Here is an 18,111-nt window from a genome sequence, read left to right on the forward strand (position 1 = left end):
GCGATGTCCGATCTTCGCATCCAACAGCCGGACGATGACGCCACGCTCAAGGACTGGCAGCACGTCCACAACGTGATCATCCCTACGCACCTGCTGTCCCTCGACGACGTACGGGAACGCGCACAGCGCCACCACCTGGAGGTCGCGTACCTCGATGGCGTTCTCGTGGGCTGCAGCACGGTGCGCCCGCCGTCGGACGACACGCTGACGGCCACGGTGATCGCCCGGGTACTCGCTCCGCACCGCGGGCAGGGGTTCGGCGAGCAGCTCTATGCGCACGGGCTCGACCGCGCCCGGCAGTTGGGCGCCAAGGTGATCGAAACGGTGGTCCTGTCCTCCAACGAGGACGGTCTGCGGTTCGCCCACCAGCACGGGTTCGTCGAGATCGAGCGGTACCTGCTGCCGGGCGACACCATTCCCTGGATCGATCTGCGCCTCCCCTGACCCGGGTGCCTCCCCGGCCCGGAAGACGTGGCGAGGCCGCCGACGCCGCCGCCCCCGCTACGCCTCGCTCATCCGCGGCATGGCACCGGCCGTCGTGCGCATATCGATCACCGCGAAGGCCGCGCCCTGCGGGTCGGTCAGGGCGGCGAAGCGGCCGAACGGGGTGTCCATCGGGCCGAAGTGCAGCCGGCCGCCGAGCTTCCTGGCCTTGGCGACGGCGTCGTCGCAGTCCTCGACGTCGAAGTAGATCTGGACGTAGCTGGGGATCTCCTTCGGGAACTCCTCGCCCATCTTCATCCGGCCCAGCACGGGGTTGTCGCTGCCACCGACGCTGAAGACCTTGAAGTCCATGCCCTGGGCCTCGGGGTCGTCACCGGGCTCCATCTTCCGTGCGGAGTACGGGAAGACCTTCTTCAGGAAGTCGTCGGCCGCCTCCGGCCGGCGGGTGAAGAGCTCGGCCCAGCAGTACGCGCCGGGCTCGGCCGTCTTCTCGAACCCGTGGTGCTCGCCGGCCTGCCAGACGCCGAAGACGGCACCGCTGGGCTCCTTGGCGAGCGCCATGGAGCCGAAGGGGCCGACCTGCATCGGCTCCATGAGCAGCGTGCCGCCCGCGCCCTCGATCTTCTCGGCGGTCCTGTTCACGTCGGAGGAGGCGAAGTACAGGCACCAGGCGGAGGGCGCGTCCTCACTGCCGGGCATCGGCGGGACGACGGCGGCGACGGCCTTGCCGCCGGAGTATGCCTGGGTGTAGTTGCCGTACTCGTCGGCGGACTCGCCGAACGTCCAGCCGAGCACCTCACCGTAGAAACTCTTGGCGCCTTCGACGTCCGTGAACATGGCGTCCGCCCAGCAGGGGGCGCCTTCGGGGAAATCGCTCATGGTGTGGCTCACTCCTCTCCGACTTCCCACGCTAGGCGCGCGGCGTCCCGGCCGCGCGGGGAACACCGCGCGGGACCGTCCGGGCGCTTCGGGCGGCGGCTACTCGAACCGCGTCGTGTCGCCCGCGCCGCGGCGGACGATCTCGAATCCGCCGCCGGAGAAGTCGATGACCGTGGTCGGTTCGGTGCCGCAGTCGCCCGAGTCGACCACCGCGTCCACGACGTTGTCGAGCCGCTCCTTGATCTCCCACCCCTGTGTCATCGGCTCCGCCTCGTCCGGCAGCAGCAGGGTGCTGGAGAGCAGCGGCTCGCCGAGCTCGGCCAGCAGGGCCTGAGCGACGACATGGTCGGGAATCCGGACGCCGACCGTCTTCTTCTTCGGATGCATCAGCTGGCGCGGTACCTCCCTCGTCGCGGGGAGGATGAAGGTGTAGCTGCCCGGAGTCGCGGCCTTGACGGCGCGGAACACGTCGTTGTCGACGTGCACGAACTGCCCCAGCTGCGCGAAGTTCTGGCATACGAGGGTGAAGTGGTGGCGGTCGTCGAGATTGCGGATCGAGCGGATCCGGTCGATACCGTCACGGCTTCCCAGTTGGCATCCCAGCGCGAAGCAGGAGTCCGTCGGGTACACGACGAGAGCGCCTGAGCGGATGCTGTCGGCCACGCTGCTGAGGGTGCGCCGCTGAGGATTCTCGGGGTGCACGTCGAAGTACTTCGCCATCCGGCGAGTCTAGGCGGTGTCCCGTCGATCCCGGTGGACCGCTGGGGCGTGCCATGTATGCATCAAGTATAGAGTGCCCGGCATGTCTCTCGATCTTGGCCAGGGAACCCCCGCCGCCCTCGGGGGACGCGCCGCCCCCGGCCGCGTCGGAGCGACCCGGACGCGGGGCCTGCTGGTCTGCGGGGCGCCCGCGCTGCTGGCGCTCGCCCTGGGTCTGTGGGGACTGCGCCGCCAGGGCGCCATCTGGCGGGACGAGGCCGCCACCTGGGAGGTGGCCCAGCGGTCCCTGCCCGAGATAGGGCACCTGGTCGGGCAGGTGGACGTCGTCCACTGCCTCTACTACCTGCTGATCCACACCGTGTTCGAGGTCTTCGGAGCGAGTCTGGCGGCGCTGCGGCTGCCGTCGGTGCTGGGACTGGTCATCGCCGTGGCGGCCACCGCGGCGACCGGCCGCCGGCTCGCCGGCCCCCTGGCCGGCCTCTCGGCCGGACTGGTGCTGGCCCTGCTGCCGGTGATGCAGCGCTACGCGCAGGAGGGACGTTCCTTCGCGCTGGTGGCGGCGGGGGTGGCGGTGGCGACCTGGCTGCTGGTGGGCGCGGTGTACCCGGTGGGGCGCACGGCTGCCCGCGACGGCCGCCGGTGGTGGGACGCCTGGGGGTGGCGCTGGGGCGCCTACGCGGCGGTCATGCTGGTCACCGCACTGCTCAACTGGCTCTCGCTGTTCGCATGGGCGGCCCACGGGGTGACCGTCGTCCTCGCCCGGCGCCGCGGCCGACGCCCGCTGCTGTCACGGTGGTTGCTGACCGCGACGGTGATCGTGCCGGGGACGCTGCCGCTGATACTCGCCAGCCGGCCGCAGGCGGGGCAGGTGGCGTGGATACCGCCCGCCTCCGCCGCCAGCCTGCTGGGGGTGACCGCGATGCTGGTGGTCGGCCTGGTGTGCGCGCGCATACCCCGCCGCGCGCCGAAGCGGCCGTCGCCGGTGCCGGTGGGGCTGCCGCTGCTCGCCCTGCCGCAGCTGGGGCTGCTGCTGGCCTCCTTGCTCGTCGAGCCGCTCTATGTCGACCGCTATGTGCTCTTCTCGTACATCGGGCTGTCGCTGCTGGTCGGCTCCACCGTCGCCTGGGCGGTGCGAGCGGTGCCGGCGTACGGCCGGGTGCGGGGCCGCGGCTGGGGGCGGGCGCGGAGCGAGACGCTGCTCGCCGGGGTCATGGCGGTGGTCTTCCTGGCGCTGCTGCCGCTGGAGCTGGGTCTGCGCACATGGGCGAGCCGGACGGACGACGTACGAGTGGCCGCGCGCGAGGTCGCGGTGCTCGCTCGCCCGGGGGACGGTGTGGTGTTCCTGCCCGACCAGCGGCGGGACGCCGCGCTGGTCACGCCCGGCGCGTTCCGCGGACTCGACGATCTCGCGCTGGCCGAAAGCCCGGTCGCCTCCGGGACGTTGTACGGCATCGAGGCGGCCCCCGAACGCATACGGACCGCCATGCTCGCCCATCGGCGCATCGTCGTCGTCGATGACGCCGACGGCGAGAGCGGCAGCGCCTCCTCCTCGGTGCCGCCCTCGCCACGCGACCGCGTCAAACGCGCCGTCCTCGACCGGCACTTCACCCCGGTCGACGTGACCGAGGCGGGCGGCCGGCGGGTGACGGTGTACGAGCGGACCCGGTGACCGCGGACCCTGGGCGCCTCCCCCGGCTGGCCCGGGCCGCGACCGGCGTCGCGACCCGGGCCAGGGGGAGACTCAGCGGTGGGGTGCGGTCAGCTGTTGAGGCTGGTGTGGTTCCACCAGCCCTGGCGTCCGACGGTGAAGTCGACCGTCGCACCGGACCCGTTGAGCTTGCCCTGGTACTGCTGGCCCTTCTTCAGCGGGCTCTCGACCAGCTTGCCGTGGGCGTCCTTGATCGAGTCGATGACCAGGGTCGGGACCTTCTTCAGCGTCGCCGCGTCGATGGGCCCCATGGGGTGGATGGTGAGGGCCTCGTCCCAGTTCGGGCGCTCCGCGAGCTGGTGGGCGAGGTGGATCTCGTCGCCCGCGCCGAACATCAGGTAGGTGAGGTACTCGGGGTAGGGCATGCCGCCCAGCTCGCGGAAGGAGAGCACATCCTCCTTCTTGCAGTCCACCGTGGTCTCGGCCGTGGTCATCTGCTGGAAGTCGCGGCTGCCGTCCGGCTTCACCACGACCCGCTCCAGGTGGACCTTGAACTGCTTGCCGTTCTTCAGCTCCGGGAGCTCGAAGTGGTGCGGACAGCGCAGCGAGTAGAAGACCCGCTCGTCCTCGTGCTTGGCCCGGTCGTCGAGGTACATCTTCTTCAGCTCGCCGCTGTCCTTGATGCTGAAGCTGAACACGGCCTGGTAGTTGTGGCCGGACTGCGGGTTGTACAGCGCCAGGTGGTAGAAGAACAGCTGTTCCTTGCCCAGGATCAGGAAGCGGTGGATGTGCTCGTGTCCGGCGTGGTCGGAATCGGGGTGGCTGGTCATGGTGCGTTGTCGCCTTTCATCGAAGGGTGTTCGGTTGGGTGTCACGCCGGCGCCGGGCCCAGAAGGGCCGTTCGCTCCAGCGGGTCTCTTGGGCGTGCACGGCACGGTGGCCGCGCTGGTAGGCGGTGCGGGCGGTGGTGACCCTGGCCGCGTAGTCGTCCAGTGCCGCCCGGTCGCCGCGCAGCCGGGCGTCCACCGCCTCGCCCGCGCTCAGCCCGGTGTAGAGGGCGGTGAGGATGCCCTGTGAGCTGAGCGGGTCGAAGGCGACCGCCGCGTCGCCGGCCGCCGTCCAGCCGTCGCCGTGCACCCGGTCCAGATGGGCGCTGTGGGCGGGGGCTCGGCGGGGTGGCCGCGGCGGGCGCAGTCCGTGCGGACGGGCCCGGTGCGAGATGTGCCGGGTCGCCAGCAGCCGGTCGCGGAACCGCTCGGCGCCACCGGCGGCGCCGGGCAGGTCGGGGTCGGTGAAGTAGGCCACCAGACGCCGCCGGGAGGGCAGCAGTGCGGTGTACCACCAGCCGTCCTGGTCGGACTCGACCAGCGAACGGCCGTCGAGCACGGTCCGCGGGGCCGGGTCGAGGGTGAGGTGGAGGGCGGTCAGCCGGTCGCCGCGGTGCCGCCGGGCGCCGGAGCGGACGGCGATCGCGGCGCCCCGTCCGGTGGCGTCCACCACCCAGCGGCAGCGGACCGTGCGCTCCCCGCTGCCGCCGGAGCGGTCGCACAGCGCCAGTCGCCAGGTGCCGTCCGGCTGCCGGGAGGTGCGCCGTACGGCGGTGTGCTCGGTGACCTCGGCGCCCGCCTGGCGGGCCGCGGCGCGCAGCCGCCGGTCGAAGAGCGGACGGTCGAGGTGCCAGCCGTGGCCGTAGGGGTCGTTGATGGCGTCCACGGCCTGCAGTTCGGTGGAGCCCCAGGCGGACAGGTTGCCGTGGCAGGGCAGATGGCCGGTGCCCAGGACCGGCTGCGCGACGCCGAGGTCGGCCAGGACCAGCCGCCCCACGGACACCAGTGCCTCACCCGTCTTGGGCGGGCCGGTGGCCGCGTCCGCCAGCAGGACCGTGCGCCCGGCCCGTACGAGGGCGAGCGCGGCCGCACAGCCGGCCGGGCCACCACCCGCGACCACGACGTCGTAGGCGGGTGGCGGGCTCACTGCTGGGTGCCGTGGAAGGGATCGAGCTTCTCCAGGTATCCGGCGGCGATCGACTCCTCGTCCTGGCCGGTCGCGGCCATGACCTCCTGGACCGCCTGCCGGACGAGGTCCGCCTCGACGTCCTCGGCGGGGATGCTGCCGCCCCAGGTGCCGGCCACGGCGGCCAGTTGGGGTACGCCGGCCTCGGGCACCTGGATGTTGATCAGGTTGGCGTGGTCGGGGACCGTGCCGTACCCCGGCTCCGACTCGACCTGGATGTACTTGGGGAACTTGCCGTCGCCCACGGTGTATTCGTGGGACTCGACGATGCCGAACTTGTACCAGTCCTTGATCATCTGCTTGCGCTGCTTGTTGAAATCGGTGCCCGTCAGGCCGCGCAGCCACACCGCCCGGTGCTCGAACGCCTTCTCCCTGGCGGTGTCGTCGCCGCCGCTCGGCTTGGTGTTGACGGTGGTGAAGTCCGACATCTTCAGTACGTGGTTGGGCATCTGGGCCGGCCAGAAGGTCGGCAGGTAAGGGCTGTAACGGGGGCCCAGGTTGGCGAGCACCTCATAACCGGAGCGGCAGCTGGCCGTGTCGCACTGCCAGGGGGCGGCCATCCAGCGGGTGAGGTCACCCGGCCCCTGCGCGTGCAGCGGACCGTTCTTGCCCAGCATCTCCTGGAGCACGAAGTGATCGCCGTAGTCGGGTTCCGCGCTGCCCTGCGCGCGGTGCAGGATGCGGAAGGGCTCGGAGTACATGGTCTTGTGCCGCATCGGCCAGGTGACCTCACAGCCCGGGTGGAAGGCGTCCGCGGCGCAGTTCTCCAGCGCGCCCCGGTCCAGCAGGCCCGGCCGTTCGGCGACGGGCGCCTGGTCCACGTCCGGGTAGCCCTTGCGGGGCGGGCCGGTGGTGAAGTGGCCTTCGGCCCACCGCGCCAGCATCTTGTCCTGGACGGACGAGAGCTTGATGTGCTGCCGGACGGAGTTGGGCTTGCTGGACATCGCGTCGCCGTAGAGCCACGGCCAGGGCAGCGGGGACATCCCGTCCCGGCAGTAGTCGCGCATGTGGATGTAGATCTGGCGGCGCAGTTCGCGGCTGGTGTCGCCGGGGTCGGCGAGCCGCTTGCGCATCTCCGGGTCGCGGAAGTCGTGCGGGCCCTTCCAGCCGAACTGGGTGGCGAAGCCGTGGTTGACCCACTGCAGATCGCAGAAGCGGGTCAGCAGCGGTTCGATGTCGTCCGGGTACGACGGCTTCGGCTCGACCGGCAGCGTCTGCTCGGTGACGTACACGTCGTACAGCACGTCGTAGAGGGTCCGGACGGTCTTCACGCCGGGTGCGTAGTGCGGCGGGGCGACCACGACCCATGCCGGGGACGCCGTCTTCGTGGCGCCGCCGATGGTGACCTCCGCCGTGACCGGGCCGTCGGAGACGTCGTCGTACCAGGTGTCGTTGTTGGCGACGCCGGTGATATCCCCCGGTGGTTCGGTCCACGAGGCCGAGGTGCCGGCGCCGCCGACGACCAGCAGCCGGCCGTCGTCCTGGGTGGAGGCCGAGCCGAGGGAGACCGGCTTTTGCATGATCTTGCCGTCGAACGTGGCGGTCTCGTGGGCGGAGGCGCGGAGGGTCTTGCGGCCGGGGTCGTTGACGAGGCCCTTGCGCGCCGCGCCCGTGACGCCGGCGTTCCGTCGGCTCCGCTTGTCGGTCGTCAGGCTGCCGGCCTCGGGGATGTCGAGCGGGATGTGGAACTGGTACCAGGCGGCCTTCTTGTTGGCCACGTGCACCGACCACTTGATCTCGGTGACGTCCGGGTCGTCCAGGGTGAGTTCCCGCACGACCTTCCCCGCCTGGTTGTAGCCGTAGAGCCGGAATCGGGCGGCCTGCCGGATGATCTTGCCGGAGGCGTCCTTGTAGGAGCCGGCCGCCAGTGGCGGTTCGTCCGGCGACTCGGGGCCGATGAAGGGCGGCTGGGTGCTGTTGCCGACGCGCGCGATGCCGATGGCCGGGTGGATCTTCACCTGGACTATCTGGTCCGTCGAGTTGTCCATCTAGGGGCCTTTCCTTGGGCGGACGCACATATCTCCCCGAAGGACTCAAACGTAGGATCGCCCCAACCCGGGCTGCGCGGCAGAGGCGTCACAATGGGTGCACGGATTCACCCCTTCGAGTCGGCGTGTCTCGAAAACCGCCCCCAGAATCCCTACGGAGCGTGATGACGACGGCGCGACGGCGGACTTCGGCTCCGCCCGCCCGACAGCCGCAAGGGCACCTCCCCCTCGACTGGAGGGGGTGATCACACCGTGTTAGCGTGAAACCATCCGCATCGAACGGACGTGCGGATATCTGCGCTCGCCCGTTCTCCCCCGCTTTCCTCGAACCACCAGAGGGAGATGGTGACCATGGCGCGGAACCATCTGTTCCATGCGCCCCGGGCCGGCACCCAGGCCCGGAAAGCCGAGGAGACCACCACCTGGACCGCGGCACGAACGGCCGCCGTCGCGGCCAACGTGGACTGGGCCGGCCTGCGCCAACGGATGCGCGGAGCGTTACTGCGGCCCGGAGACCCCGGATTCGAGGACGCCAGGAAGCTCTTCAATCCGCTCAACGACGACCGTGTGCCCGCCGCGGTGGCACAGTGCGAGTCGGTGTCCGATGTCCGCGAGGCGGTGCTGACGGCCGCCCACCGGGTTCCGTTGGCCGCCCGCAGCGGCGGGCACTCCTATGTCGGCTATTCGGCGCCGCACGGCGGCCTCACCCTCGACCTGCGCCGTATATCGGCCGTGAACGTCCGGGCGGACGGCACCGCCACCATCGGCGCCGGCGCCACACTGCGGGACGTCTACACCGCACTCGGCCAGGCGGGCCGCTGTGTGCCCGGGGGCTCCTGCTTCACCGTCGGCATCGCCGGGGTGGCCCTGGGCGGCGGAATCGGCGTACTGCAACGGAAGTTCGGCCTCACCTGCGACCACCTCGTGGGCGCCGAGGTCGTCACCGCGGACGGCAGGGTCCTGACCGTCTCGGCCTCCCGGGCACCGGACCTGTTCTGGGCGCTGCGCGGAGGCGGCGGAGGCAACTTCGGGGTCGTCACCCAGTTCACCTTCTCCACCGACCCGGCTCCGGCGCTGACGATCTTCAAGCTCGTCTTCCCCAAGAACACGGTGCCGGCGGTGCTGACCGCATGGCAACCGTGGATCACGGAAGCGCCTCGCGAGCTGTGGGCGAACTGCAACATCTCGGGTGGGAACAAACCGAGTTGCACGGTGGCCGGCTGCTTCGTCGGTCCGAGCACCGCCTGCCATCCGCTGGTGGACGCCCTGATCGCACGCTGCGGCATCGTACCGACCAAGCGGGTCGAGGACCGCGACTACTTCAAGGCCATGCGCTTCTTCGCCGGCAAGCCCGACCGGGAGTCCTTCGTCGCCTCCTCACGCGTCCTCAGCGCGCCCGCCGCCAATCCGGACGCCGTGGTCGACCTGCTCACCGGCCGTGCGGGCATGAATCTGATCCTCGACCCGCTCGGTGGCGCGGTGGCCGAAGTGGGCGTTCAGCAGACCGCCTTCCCGCACCGCGACGCCTTCGCCACGGCACAGATCTATGCCGCCGCGACGGCGGCGTCCGAAGCCGAAGTGACGCACAGCGTCGGCCAGGTGGTGGGCAAACTGGCCTCCCTGGGCATGGGTGGCGGCTATGTGAACTACATCGACCCGGCCCTGCCCGACTGGCCAGCGGCCTACTACGGACCGAACCTGGATCGGCTGCGCTCCATCGCCCGCGACTACGACCCGGACGAGGTGTTCGGCTTCCCCCAGGCGCTGACCCGGGCGTGAGCGCACGCCCCGTGGCGGCGGACCGGCCGGTGGTCCCCGGCCGGTCCGCCGCCCTCATCGGGTCGTCCCGTTCTTCAGGCTCACCGGCCGGTCGTCGTTGAGCTCGCCGAAGAGCCGTCCCGCCCGTTTCCGGTCCCAGAGCACGGCACTGCCCTTGGAGGTGGGGATGCCCACGGCGGACACGGGGACGTTGACCTGCTTGCCCTGGCCGGCCGTGACCCCGCTGACGGCTTGGAACAGCGAGGCGAGGTCCAGCAGACCGGTGTTCCGGTCGACGACGACGGTGTCCAGCCCCGCGTCCAACGCGGGGAAGACGGCGAACGGGTTCAGCACGGTCCCCGGCCTCCCGGCCCGATGGGCGAGGGCGGAGAGGAACTTCTGCTGGTTGCGGGTACGCCCCAGGTCGCCCTGGGCCTCCTGATGACGCTGGCGGACGAAGGCGAGCGCCGCGGTGCCGTCGAGGGTCTGGCAGCCCTTGCGCAGGTCGGCGCCGGACTTCTTGTCCTTCAGGTCCCGCTCCAGGCACATCGGGACACCGCCGACCGCGTTGACGAGGTTCACAAAACCCGCGAAGCCGACCTCCACGTAGTGGTCGATCGTCAGGCCGGTGTTGTGCTCGATGGTGCGCACCAGCATCTTGGGGCCGCCGAGCGCGAACGCCGCGTTGAGCTTGTTCTTCGCGGGGGCGTGCCGCTTGCCCGTCATGGGGCTGGTCCAGGCCGGGATGGTCAGCCACGAGTCGCGGGGCAGGCTCACCATCGTGGTGCCGCCCGCGCCGGTGTGCAGCAGGATCATCGAGTCCGTGCGGCGGCCGCCGGCCGACCCGGTGTGCAGATCCCGCTTCTCCCGGTCGGTCAGCCCGCTGCGGCTGTCGGACCCGACGAGGAGGTAGTTGGTGCCCTTGCCGGTGTGCCGACGCTGTTCCGGTGCGCCGAGGTCGACCTGGCTGTTGAGCTTGCCGCCGGCCCAGGCCAGGGCGCCGGCGGGGAGGGCCAGCAGCGTCACGAGCAGCGCGATGGCCATCCGCAGCAGGGGCCGCCGGCGCCGGGAACGGTGGGACCGGGGCCGTGGCGGCGGCGCTCCGGGCTCGTGGTGGTACGGGCCGCCACCGTCGTCGGATATCCCGCTGCCGGCCCGGCGGCCTGACGAGTCGCTCATTTCTCACTCTCCTCGGTCACTTCGGCGACACGCTGCTCAGATGCGGCACGGGCTCCGAGAGCAGGTGCTGGTTGGCGGTGCCGGTACGGTGCATGCGGTGCCACTTCAGCCGGGTGCCGAGCAGCGCGGTGACCACGGACTGGATGACCACGAGGTACAGCAGCTGCCGGTAGAAGAACAGCTGGAGCGGTAGCGCCCACAGCACATGGAGCCGTTCGCGGTCCAGGTGCAGCGCGTACGCCGCGGTGATCAGCTGGACGACGAGGAAGCCGAGCCAGACCCCGAGCGCCTGCCCGGTGTCGCCGAAGCACAGCCCGTACAGGGCGAAGACGTCGACGACCGGCGCGAACAGCGGCAGGACGATCTGGAACAGGGCGAGATAGGTGAGCCCGCGCCGGCCGAAGCGCCCGGCCGGGCCGACTTCCAGCACGGCGTGGCGATGCTTCCACATCGACTGCAGGGTGCCGTAGCACCAGCGGTAGCGCTGCCGCCACAACTGGCTGAAGGTACTGGGCACTTCGGTCCAGGCGATGGCCGTCTCCTCGTAGACCACGCGCCGGCCCACCCGCCACAGGGCCATGGTGAGATCGGTGTCCTCGGCGAGGGTGTCGTCGCTGATCCCGCCGATGGCCATGAGCGCGTCCCGGCGGAAGGCGCCGATGGCGCCGGGCACGGTCGGCATGCATTCGAGCACCTCGAACATCCGCCGGTCCAGGTTGAACCCGAGGACGTATTCGAGGTGCTGCCATCGGCCGAGCAGGCTGCGCCGGTTGCCCACCTTGGTGTTGCCGCTGACCGCCCCGATCGTCGGGTCGGCGAGCGGCTGGATGAGTCGGTAGAGGGCGTCCGGCTCGAAGACCGTATCCGCGTCGATCATGACGATGATGTCGCAACGCGCGTAGCTCAAGCCCGTGCTGAGCGCCCCGGGTTTACCGGAGTTGAGCTGCTGCACCACCGTCAGCCGGGGGTCGACGATGCTGCGGGCGATCTCCGCGGTCCGGTCGGTCGACCCGTCGTCGATGACGATGATCTGCAGGTCCCGGTGCGTGGACGCCAGCAGCGAGCGCACCGTGGCCTCGATGCCCGCTTCCTCGTTGTGCGCGGGGACCAGCACCGTCACCGGATCGGTCACCGCGCGCAGCCAGGGCGCACCCGACCGGTGCCGGCGCCGGCGGCGTACGTGCACGCGGGCGAGGAAGGCGAGCAGCAGCAGCCGGAGTACACCCAGCCCGCCCGCGATCCCCAGCGCCCAGGTCATCGAGCGCGCGAAGGAGTGCCCGATGGACTGGATCCAGATCAGCGCCTCTCCCTGCACGCGCTCGGGCAGGGAGGCCCGAGTGGTGAGCGAGGGCCGTCCGAGCCCGCGTGTGACGGTGGTGAACCGCCCCACTTCCGGGTCGGCCAGCAGCTGCTTGGCCTCCTGGTACCCCAGGGCGGTGTGGCTGAACTGCCGCACCACGCCCAGCGGGGGCTTGCGGGAGCGGTGCGTGGCGGCGACGAGGAGGTACCCCTGGTCGGTCGCGCGCCGTGCAGCCGACCACTCCGCACCGCACATCGTGTCGGCGGTGGTGGTGTGCGGCAGCCGCAGCAGCCGGGTGTTGACGTCCGCGGCGCCCGCCAGCGCGGTCTGGGTGAGCGAGAGCTCCAGTTGGGCGCGGAGCCCGGAGGCACTGCCCAAGTCGCCGCCGGTGTAGGTGTACGAGCCGATCTCATGGCCCTCGTCGCGGATGCGCCGCACCAGTTCCGGGTGGCGGGCCGCCTGGGTTCCGTAGAGGAAGAACGTCGCGTGCGCGTGCTGGGCGCGCAGCAGGTCGAGCAGTCGGGGTGTCCACACCGGGTCGGGCCCGCCGTCGAAGGTGAGCGCGGCGGTCCGGTGCGCCATCTGCGCGGTCTCGGCGGTGCCGCCGGTGACGCGCAGGACGGGGGCTCCGTTGTCCGCGGACTTCGGTATGGGGCTGGTGCACGCCCGCCTGGTGCGGGCGCCGTCGACCTCGTGGGTGGTCCAGCCTTCGAAGAGCAGTGACGTAGCGACTATGGGGAGGATCAGCACCAGTAGTAACCAGTGCCAGCGTGGGGAGTGGCGCAGCGCGTGCCGCGCCTGCCCTGACAACGCCACAATGGGCCCTTTCCGTCGAGGAGACATGCCACGTGCGAGGCGTGCGTCCGCGCCGGCCCGCCAGAGCGGCGAGCACGGATGGGGGGCGCGGACGGACACGCCTCGGGTCGGACCGGTCGGGCTTCACACCCAGTGGGTGGCGCGCGCCGGTCCGGCGTTTCTCACGGAGCGGGTCTGGTCTCGACGGGGGCTCGGGATGCGTGGTGGCCGACGGGTACCGCCGGTCCGGAAGCGTGATGGCCGACGGGTACCGCCGGCCCGGAGGTGTGGTCGGGAGCCGAGGGACGGGCGTCGTCCGGGACGCCTCCGGGCTCGTGGTGGGCGGTCTGCTCCGGTAGCGGTCCTGCCTTTCCCGACGCCGGCTCGGCGTCCGGTTGTTGGAGGCCGCCGAACACGACGGCGAGGAGTACGAGATATCCGGTGCACATGCACCCTGCGGTCAGCGCTGCATGTCCCAGCAGGCGTCGACGCCTGCCTGACGTGTCGACAAATACCGGACGATTGCGCTGTTTACCGGGGCGAATGCTGTGGGGGGTAGCGGTTCGCATGGAGCGTGAGTGTAACCAGATACCGCGAATGAGAATAGGAAAGGGCAGCTCCGCGCACCCCTTAACGGGCCCTAACGGAGAGATTTGTACTGTGAAGTAACTCACGGCGCCGGGCGATAGCGCGAGTAATTGAACTGCTTACTAGGCGGGCCTTGTTCGGATTGGTCCGACTGGCCGGGAACGGGCCACTCCGAGGCGGCTTGTGCACACGGAGAAGCCTCGATAGGGGCAGCGCCCGTCCACGTCGCGGTGCCCGGTATTTCCGCCCCCCCGCCCGGCGGCTTTCGACGGCCGAGTGCGCCGCCGTCGCGCCGCCGAGCAGGCGGTTTTCGGCGCCGGGAAGGTCAGGCCGGAGCCGGGAGGTCGCGCAGCAGGTCCGCCGCCTTCTCGGCGATCATGATGGTGGGGGCATTGGTGTTGCCCCGTACCACGGTCGGCATCACGGAGGCGTCCACCACCCGCAGTCCGCGCACACCGTGCACCCTGAGCCGGCTGTCGACGACCGGGCCGATGGAGCAGGTGCCCGCCGGGTGGTACAGGGTCTGCAGCTCGCGCCGCGCGAAGTCCAGCAGGCCGTCGTCGGTCAGCGACTCGGGGACCCGGAAGTCGGCCCTGCGGTGCTTGCGCAGGCTCGGCTGGTCGGCGATGTCCAGCAGCAGCCGCACCGCCCGCACCATCGTCGCGCGATCGTCCTCGGTGGCCAGGTAGTTGTGCAGAATGTGCGGCTGGGCGCTGGGCAGCGCCGACCGCAGCGAGACCTTGCCCCGGCTGGTGGGGGTGAGCAGGACCGCGCCGAACATGAAGGCATGGTCGAAGACCTGGCCGAGGCCCTCGTCGTGGAACATCACCGGTGCGGCGTGCACCTGGATGTCGGGGGCGTCGAGGTCTTCACGGGTCCGGTGGAACCCCCCGGCCTCGCCGACGTTGGAGGTGAGCGGGCCGCGGCGTTCGGCCTCCAGGAGGCGGACGTTGTCCGGTGAGGCGGCGCTCAGCAGGGTCTCGGTGTCGGTCAGGTACGAGAGGCCGACGTGCGGGTGGTCCTGGAGGTTCTCCCCCACCGGGAGGTCCACCCGGGGTGTGATGCCGTGCGCCGCCAGCTCGTCGGCCACGCCGATGCCGGACAGCATCAGCAGCTGCGGGGAGTTGTACGCACCGGCGCAGAGCACCACCTCCCGTCCGGCGCGCAACCGCCGCAGCTCGCCGCCGCTGTCCAGCTCGACGCCGCCGGCCCGGTCGCCGTCGAACAGCACCCGCGTGCAGGTCGCGCCGGTGAGCACCGCCAAGTTGGGCCGGTTCAGAGCGGGTCGCAGATAGGCGTCCGCGGTGCTGCAGCGCATGCCCTCGCGCTGGGTGAGGTGGTAGTAGCCGACGCCGTCCTGTTCGGGACCGTTGAAGTCGGCGGTGTACGGGTGGCCGGCCTCCTGGGCGGCCGCCACGTAGGCGGCCATCAGGGGATGCCGGGAGCGGCCCTCGCTGACCGTGAGCGGTCCCCCGGTCCCGTGCCAGGGCGATCTGCGCCCCTGGAAGTCCTCGGCGCGCAGGAAGTACGGCAGGACGTCGTCCCAGCTCCACTCCTCGGCGCCGGCGGCGGCCCAGCCGTCGTAGTCGTGCCGGTGGCCGCGGATGTAGATCATCGCGTTCATCGACGACGAACCGCCGAGCATCCGGCCCCGGGGCAGGAAGGTGCGGCGGCCGCCCAGCCCCGGTTCGCGCTCGCCGAGATAGCTCCAGTCGTACTTCGTGCGGAACAACTTGTTGAAGGCGGCGGGAATATGGATCTCCGGCGCGTCGTCCACCGGCCCGGCCTCGACGAGAAGCACCCGGACGTCCGGGTCCTCGGTGAGCCGGGACGCCAGCACACACCCGGCCGAGCCGGCACCCACGATGATGTAGTCGTACACCCGTCCCCCTTGTGCGGCCTGCATACGGACCCCTCCAGCCAAGCCGTACCGGCACCCCCGCTCACACCGGGAAACCGGCCATTGTCGATGTCACATCCGGGGCGCGGGCGGCGGTCACCCGCGGCGAGGTGCGGGCCGTCAGCGCGCACGGGGCGGCCGCCAGTGGTCCGCCGCCAGGGCGGCCTGACGCCACGGCAGGACCAGGCGGCGACGCACCAGGCCGTTCACATGGCCGGTCTGCTCGCGGGTGAGGTGGTCGCGAAAGCCCCCGACGACACCGTGGCCGCTGGTGAGGGACTCCCGGTCGCCGGGCACCGCCGGCCGCAACCGCTCCGCGCCCGGCGCGCGTTCCGTGGTGCGCGGGGAGGGGAAGTCCCCGAATTCCACCGCCGTACGCAGCGCCTCCGCGCCGATGGGCGGCAGCCCGCAGAAGCGCAGCACGCGGGCGAGCTCCCCCGCGGTGTCGGCGGCCAGCCGTTCGTAGGAGGTGAGCAGGAACGCCGCCGGCACGTCCTGGCGGGCGTGCCAGATGTTCCAGAAGGTCAGGCAGGTCCGCACGCTGCCCTGCGGCTCGGCCAGGAACGTGCCGAGCCCGCCGGAGTAGGGATGGTCCTTCCGGCGGGACCGCTGGAAGTAGCAGGAGACGACGGTGTCCCGGACATCGCGGAGGACGAGGACGACCTTCCGGTCGCGGTAGAAGCTCTTGTCCCAGGACAGCTGTTCCGGGGTCCGCCGGCCGACCCGGTCGTCGTGCCGGAAGACGATGCGCGGAACGGCGGAATCGACCGCGCTGAATTCCGTGAGTTCCAGATCGCGGCAGATTTCCATCGGCAGTCCGCGGGCCTCGGAAACGGCCTTGGCCATCAGGACACGCAGCCAGGTCCGTCCGCACTTGGGGAACGAAACGACATGGACGTCGCCGTCCGCATCACCCGTTCCCGCGGTGGTCCGCGGTGCGACAGAAGGAGCGGAAACAGCGGAAAAAGGGGACATCACAGCGTTGCATTGTGATCGTCACCGGCGACCATGGCAATGAATCAGGAAAATCCGCCGGTGGCACGGAGAGCACAAAGAGCGCACGGGGCGCACGGATAAGCGCACATCCCGCTCGGCACGCGAGGGAACCGGACAAGTAATCGTGCCGTGCGCCGGGGCGACGGTGGCGCAATGAGCAATGCCCGGCGCCGATCGGATATCGCGCGCCCGCCGTACCGACTCGGCAGGGAACTCCGCCGACCTCGCCCACCGGCAATTCCCGGTACACCTCCGCACCGTGACGCACCACGCGGATGCCGGCCGCCTCGCCGGTGACCGGATTCCGGTTGCGCGGTCCGGCAGACCACATGACCGACCGGCGCCGGGGTAACTGCTGGCCGCACGGCCGCCCTGCACGTCGGCCACCGCCCCTTCGCACCGGAGGACACCATGCCACCAGCACTCCCCCAGGACGTGCCGCCCGAGGCCGGGTACGCCCGGCATATCGCCGACCGGTACGACGACTGGTTCGCGGCGGCCGGTGCCACGGACGCCACCGTCGGCTTCCTGGTCGCGCTCGCCGGGGAAGCCCCTCCCGGCCCGCTGCTCGAACTCGGCATCGGCGCCGGCCGCGTCGCCCTGCCCCTCGCCCGGCACGGCCTGGCCGTCCACGGCGTCGACGACTCCCCGCAGCTGGTCGCGCAGCTGCGCGCCAAACCCGGTGGCCGCGACATCCCAGTGGCCATCGGCGACTTCGCCGGCCCACCCGCCGCGGACGAGTCCGGCGGATACGCCATCGTCTACGTCGCCAACGGCGGGTTCGGCGCGCTGACCACACAGGCCGGCCAGCTCGCCTGCTTCGCCAACGCCGCACGACGGCTGCGGCCGGGCGGCCTCTTCGTCCTGGACGCCCATCTGCCGGAGGCCCTGGCGTCGGTGCCGTCCGGGACCCGGCCCGTCGACACCTCCGGCCTGGACTTCGTGCTGCGCACCCGCACCGTGCACCCGGCCCAACAGCGCTATGTCTCCGACTACGTGGTCCTCGACGACGACCGGCTGCGCCATGTGCGCATCACCTTCCGCTACGCCTCCCTGGGCGAACTGGACCTGATGGCGGAGGCTGCCGGACTGCGGCTGCGGCACCGCGCCGGCGGGTGGTCCGGCACACGCTTGAAGGACTCCAGCAGCTACCACGTGTCCGTGTACGAGCTGCCCGCATGAAGCCGCCGCGGGCATCCCGCGACCCACCGCGGATTCGCAGGTGTAACGGCTAAACTTTCGCATCAGGTCAACCGTGCCGGGTAGGGTGGGCGGCATGACCGAGACGACGGGGCGCCGCGAGCGCAAGAAGGCCCGGACGCGCCAGGCCCTGGCGGACGCCGCCCTGCGGCTCTTCGTGGAGCACGGCTACGACAACGTCGGCGTCCGGGACGTGGCGGAAGCGGCGGACGTGTCGGTGACCACCCTGTTCAAGCACTTCCCCAGCAAGGAGGCGCTCGTCCTCGACGAGGACGAGGACCATGAGGCCGCCCTGGTCGCCGCCGTGCGCGACCGGGCCCCGGGCCGGCCCGTCCTGCACGCTCTGCGCGACCATGTGGCGCGCACCCGCCTGTCCCTCCCCGAGGGCACCCCGGACGCAGCCGCCTTCATCCGGCTGGTGAACGCGACCCCCGCACTCCAGGAGTACGTCGACCGCATGTGGCTGCGGCACGAGACCGCCCTGGCCGCCGCCATCGCCGAGGCGACCGGGGCCCCCGACGGCGATATCGGCGCCGCGGCGCTGGCCCACTTCGTCATGGAGAGCCCGCGTCTGGTCCGCGGGCACGACGACCCCCGGCGCGCCCTGCACGAGGTGTTCACCCTGCTGGAACAGGGCTGGGGGGACGGCTGGCCTTAAGGCGTCCCGCGGCACGGCCAGGGCCGCCGGTCGCACCGGCCGACA

At 71.2% G+C, this 18,111-nt stretch carries 14 protein-coding genes; 5 read left to right on the forward strand and 9 right to left on the reverse strand.

The features are described from left to right. The first annotated feature begins 3 nt into the window (after window positions 1-3). Window positions 4-444 (forward strand): GNAT family N-acetyltransferase, encoded by a 441-nt coding sequence (locus tag ACZ4NB_RS00135; protein ID WP_467657230.1) that lies wholly within the window; start codon window positions 4-6, stop codon window positions 442-444. A gap of 57 nt (window positions 445-501) precedes the next feature. On the opposite strand, the gene ACZ4NB_RS00140 is transcribed toward ACZ4NB_RS00135, so the two are convergent. Next, window positions 502-1,323: a VOC family protein gene (locus ACZ4NB_RS00140; RefSeq protein ID WP_467657232.1), complete on the reverse strand. Its 822-nt coding sequence runs from the start codon at window positions 1,321-1,323 to the stop codon at window positions 502-504. 99 nt (window positions 1,324-1,422) lie between these two features. Continuing rightward, window positions 1,423-2,043 (reverse strand): L-threonylcarbamoyladenylate synthase, encoded by a 621-nt coding sequence (locus tag ACZ4NB_RS00145; protein ID WP_467657233.1) that lies wholly within the window; start codon window positions 2,041-2,043, stop codon window positions 1,423-1,425. A gap of 82 nt (window positions 2,044-2,125) precedes the next feature. Here ACZ4NB_RS00145 and ACZ4NB_RS00150 point away from each other — a divergent pair, with 82 nt between their 5' ends. Continuing rightward, the gene (locus ACZ4NB_RS00150; RefSeq protein WP_467657235.1) at window positions 2,126-3,712 is read left to right on the forward strand and encodes a glycosyltransferase family 39 protein; all 1,587 of its coding nucleotides are present in this window, start codon (window positions 2,126-2,128) and stop codon (window positions 3,710-3,712) included. A gap of 89 nt (window positions 3,713-3,801) precedes the next feature. On the opposite strand, the gene ACZ4NB_RS00155 is transcribed toward ACZ4NB_RS00150, so the two are convergent. Genes ACZ4NB_RS00155 through ACZ4NB_RS00165 form a run of 3 tightly spaced genes read right to left on the reverse strand, consistent with a single transcriptional unit; the run spans window position 3,802 to window position 7,692 of the window. Beyond that, complete coding sequence (locus ACZ4NB_RS00155; RefSeq protein WP_467657236.1) at window positions 3,802-4,521, reverse strand: hypothetical protein; 720 nt, start codon at window positions 4,519-4,521, stop codon at window positions 3,802-3,804. Between the two features lie 16 nt (window positions 4,522-4,537). Then, window positions 4,538-5,665, reverse strand: coding sequence for an NAD(P)/FAD-dependent oxidoreductase (locus ACZ4NB_RS00160; RefSeq protein WP_467657237.1), 1,128 nt, complete (start codon window positions 5,663-5,665; stop codon window positions 4,538-4,540). Continuing rightward, on the reverse strand, window positions 5,662-7,692 hold the full coding sequence (locus ACZ4NB_RS00165; RefSeq protein WP_467657238.1) for a LodA/GoxA family CTQ-dependent oxidase: 2,031 nt from the start codon (window positions 7,690-7,692) through the stop codon (window positions 5,662-5,664). Before ACZ4NB_RS00165 ends, ACZ4NB_RS00160 begins: the two co-directional genes overlap by 4 nt. A gap of 351 nt (window positions 7,693-8,043) precedes the next feature. Between ACZ4NB_RS00165 and ACZ4NB_RS00170 the strand changes: the two genes are divergently transcribed. Continuing rightward, window positions 8,044-9,471 carry an FAD-binding oxidoreductase gene (locus ACZ4NB_RS00170; protein WP_467657240.1) on the forward strand — a complete coding sequence of 476 codons (1,428 nt, stop codon included), beginning with the start codon at window positions 8,044-8,046 and terminating at the stop codon, window positions 9,469-9,471. 54 nt (window positions 9,472-9,525) lie between these two features. Here ACZ4NB_RS00170 and ACZ4NB_RS00175 read toward each other — a convergent pair whose 3' ends face one another. The 4 genes from ACZ4NB_RS00175 to ACZ4NB_RS00190 form a co-directional block, all read right to left on the reverse strand. Next, window positions 9,526-10,629 (reverse strand): LCP family protein, encoded by a 1,104-nt coding sequence (locus ACZ4NB_RS00175; RefSeq protein ID WP_467657241.1) that lies wholly within the window; start codon window positions 10,627-10,629, stop codon window positions 9,526-9,528. Window positions 10,630-10,645: 16 nt separating this feature from the next. Further along, window positions 10,646-12,745: a glycosyltransferase gene (locus tag ACZ4NB_RS00180; RefSeq protein ID WP_467657243.1), complete on the reverse strand. Its 2,100-nt coding sequence runs from the start codon at window positions 12,743-12,745 to the stop codon at window positions 10,646-10,648. Between the two features lie 892 nt (window positions 12,746-13,637). Continuing rightward, window positions 13,638-15,218: a GMC family oxidoreductase gene (locus ACZ4NB_RS00185; RefSeq protein WP_467657244.1), complete on the reverse strand. Its 1,581-nt coding sequence runs from the start codon at window positions 15,216-15,218 to the stop codon at window positions 13,638-13,640. A gap of 114 nt (window positions 15,219-15,332) precedes the next feature. After that, window positions 15,333-16,187: a sulfotransferase domain-containing protein gene (locus ACZ4NB_RS00190; protein ID WP_467657737.1), complete on the reverse strand. Its 855-nt coding sequence runs from the start codon at window positions 16,185-16,187 to the stop codon at window positions 15,333-15,335. 432 nt (window positions 16,188-16,619) lie between these two features. Here ACZ4NB_RS00190 and ACZ4NB_RS00195 point away from each other — a divergent pair, with 432 nt between their 5' ends. Next, window positions 16,620-17,390: a class I SAM-dependent DNA methyltransferase gene (locus ACZ4NB_RS00195; RefSeq protein ID WP_467657246.1), complete on the forward strand. Its 771-nt coding sequence runs from the start codon at window positions 16,620-16,622 to the stop codon at window positions 17,388-17,390. A 94-nt stretch (window positions 17,391-17,484) separates the two neighbouring features. Next, on the forward strand, window positions 17,485-18,066 hold the full coding sequence (locus tag ACZ4NB_RS00200; protein WP_467657247.1) for a TetR/AcrR family transcriptional regulator: 582 nt from the start codon (window positions 17,485-17,487) through the stop codon (window positions 18,064-18,066). Window positions 18,067-18,111 lie beyond the last annotated feature (45 nt).

This window comes from Streptomyces sp. NPDC026575, assembly GCF_055567415.1.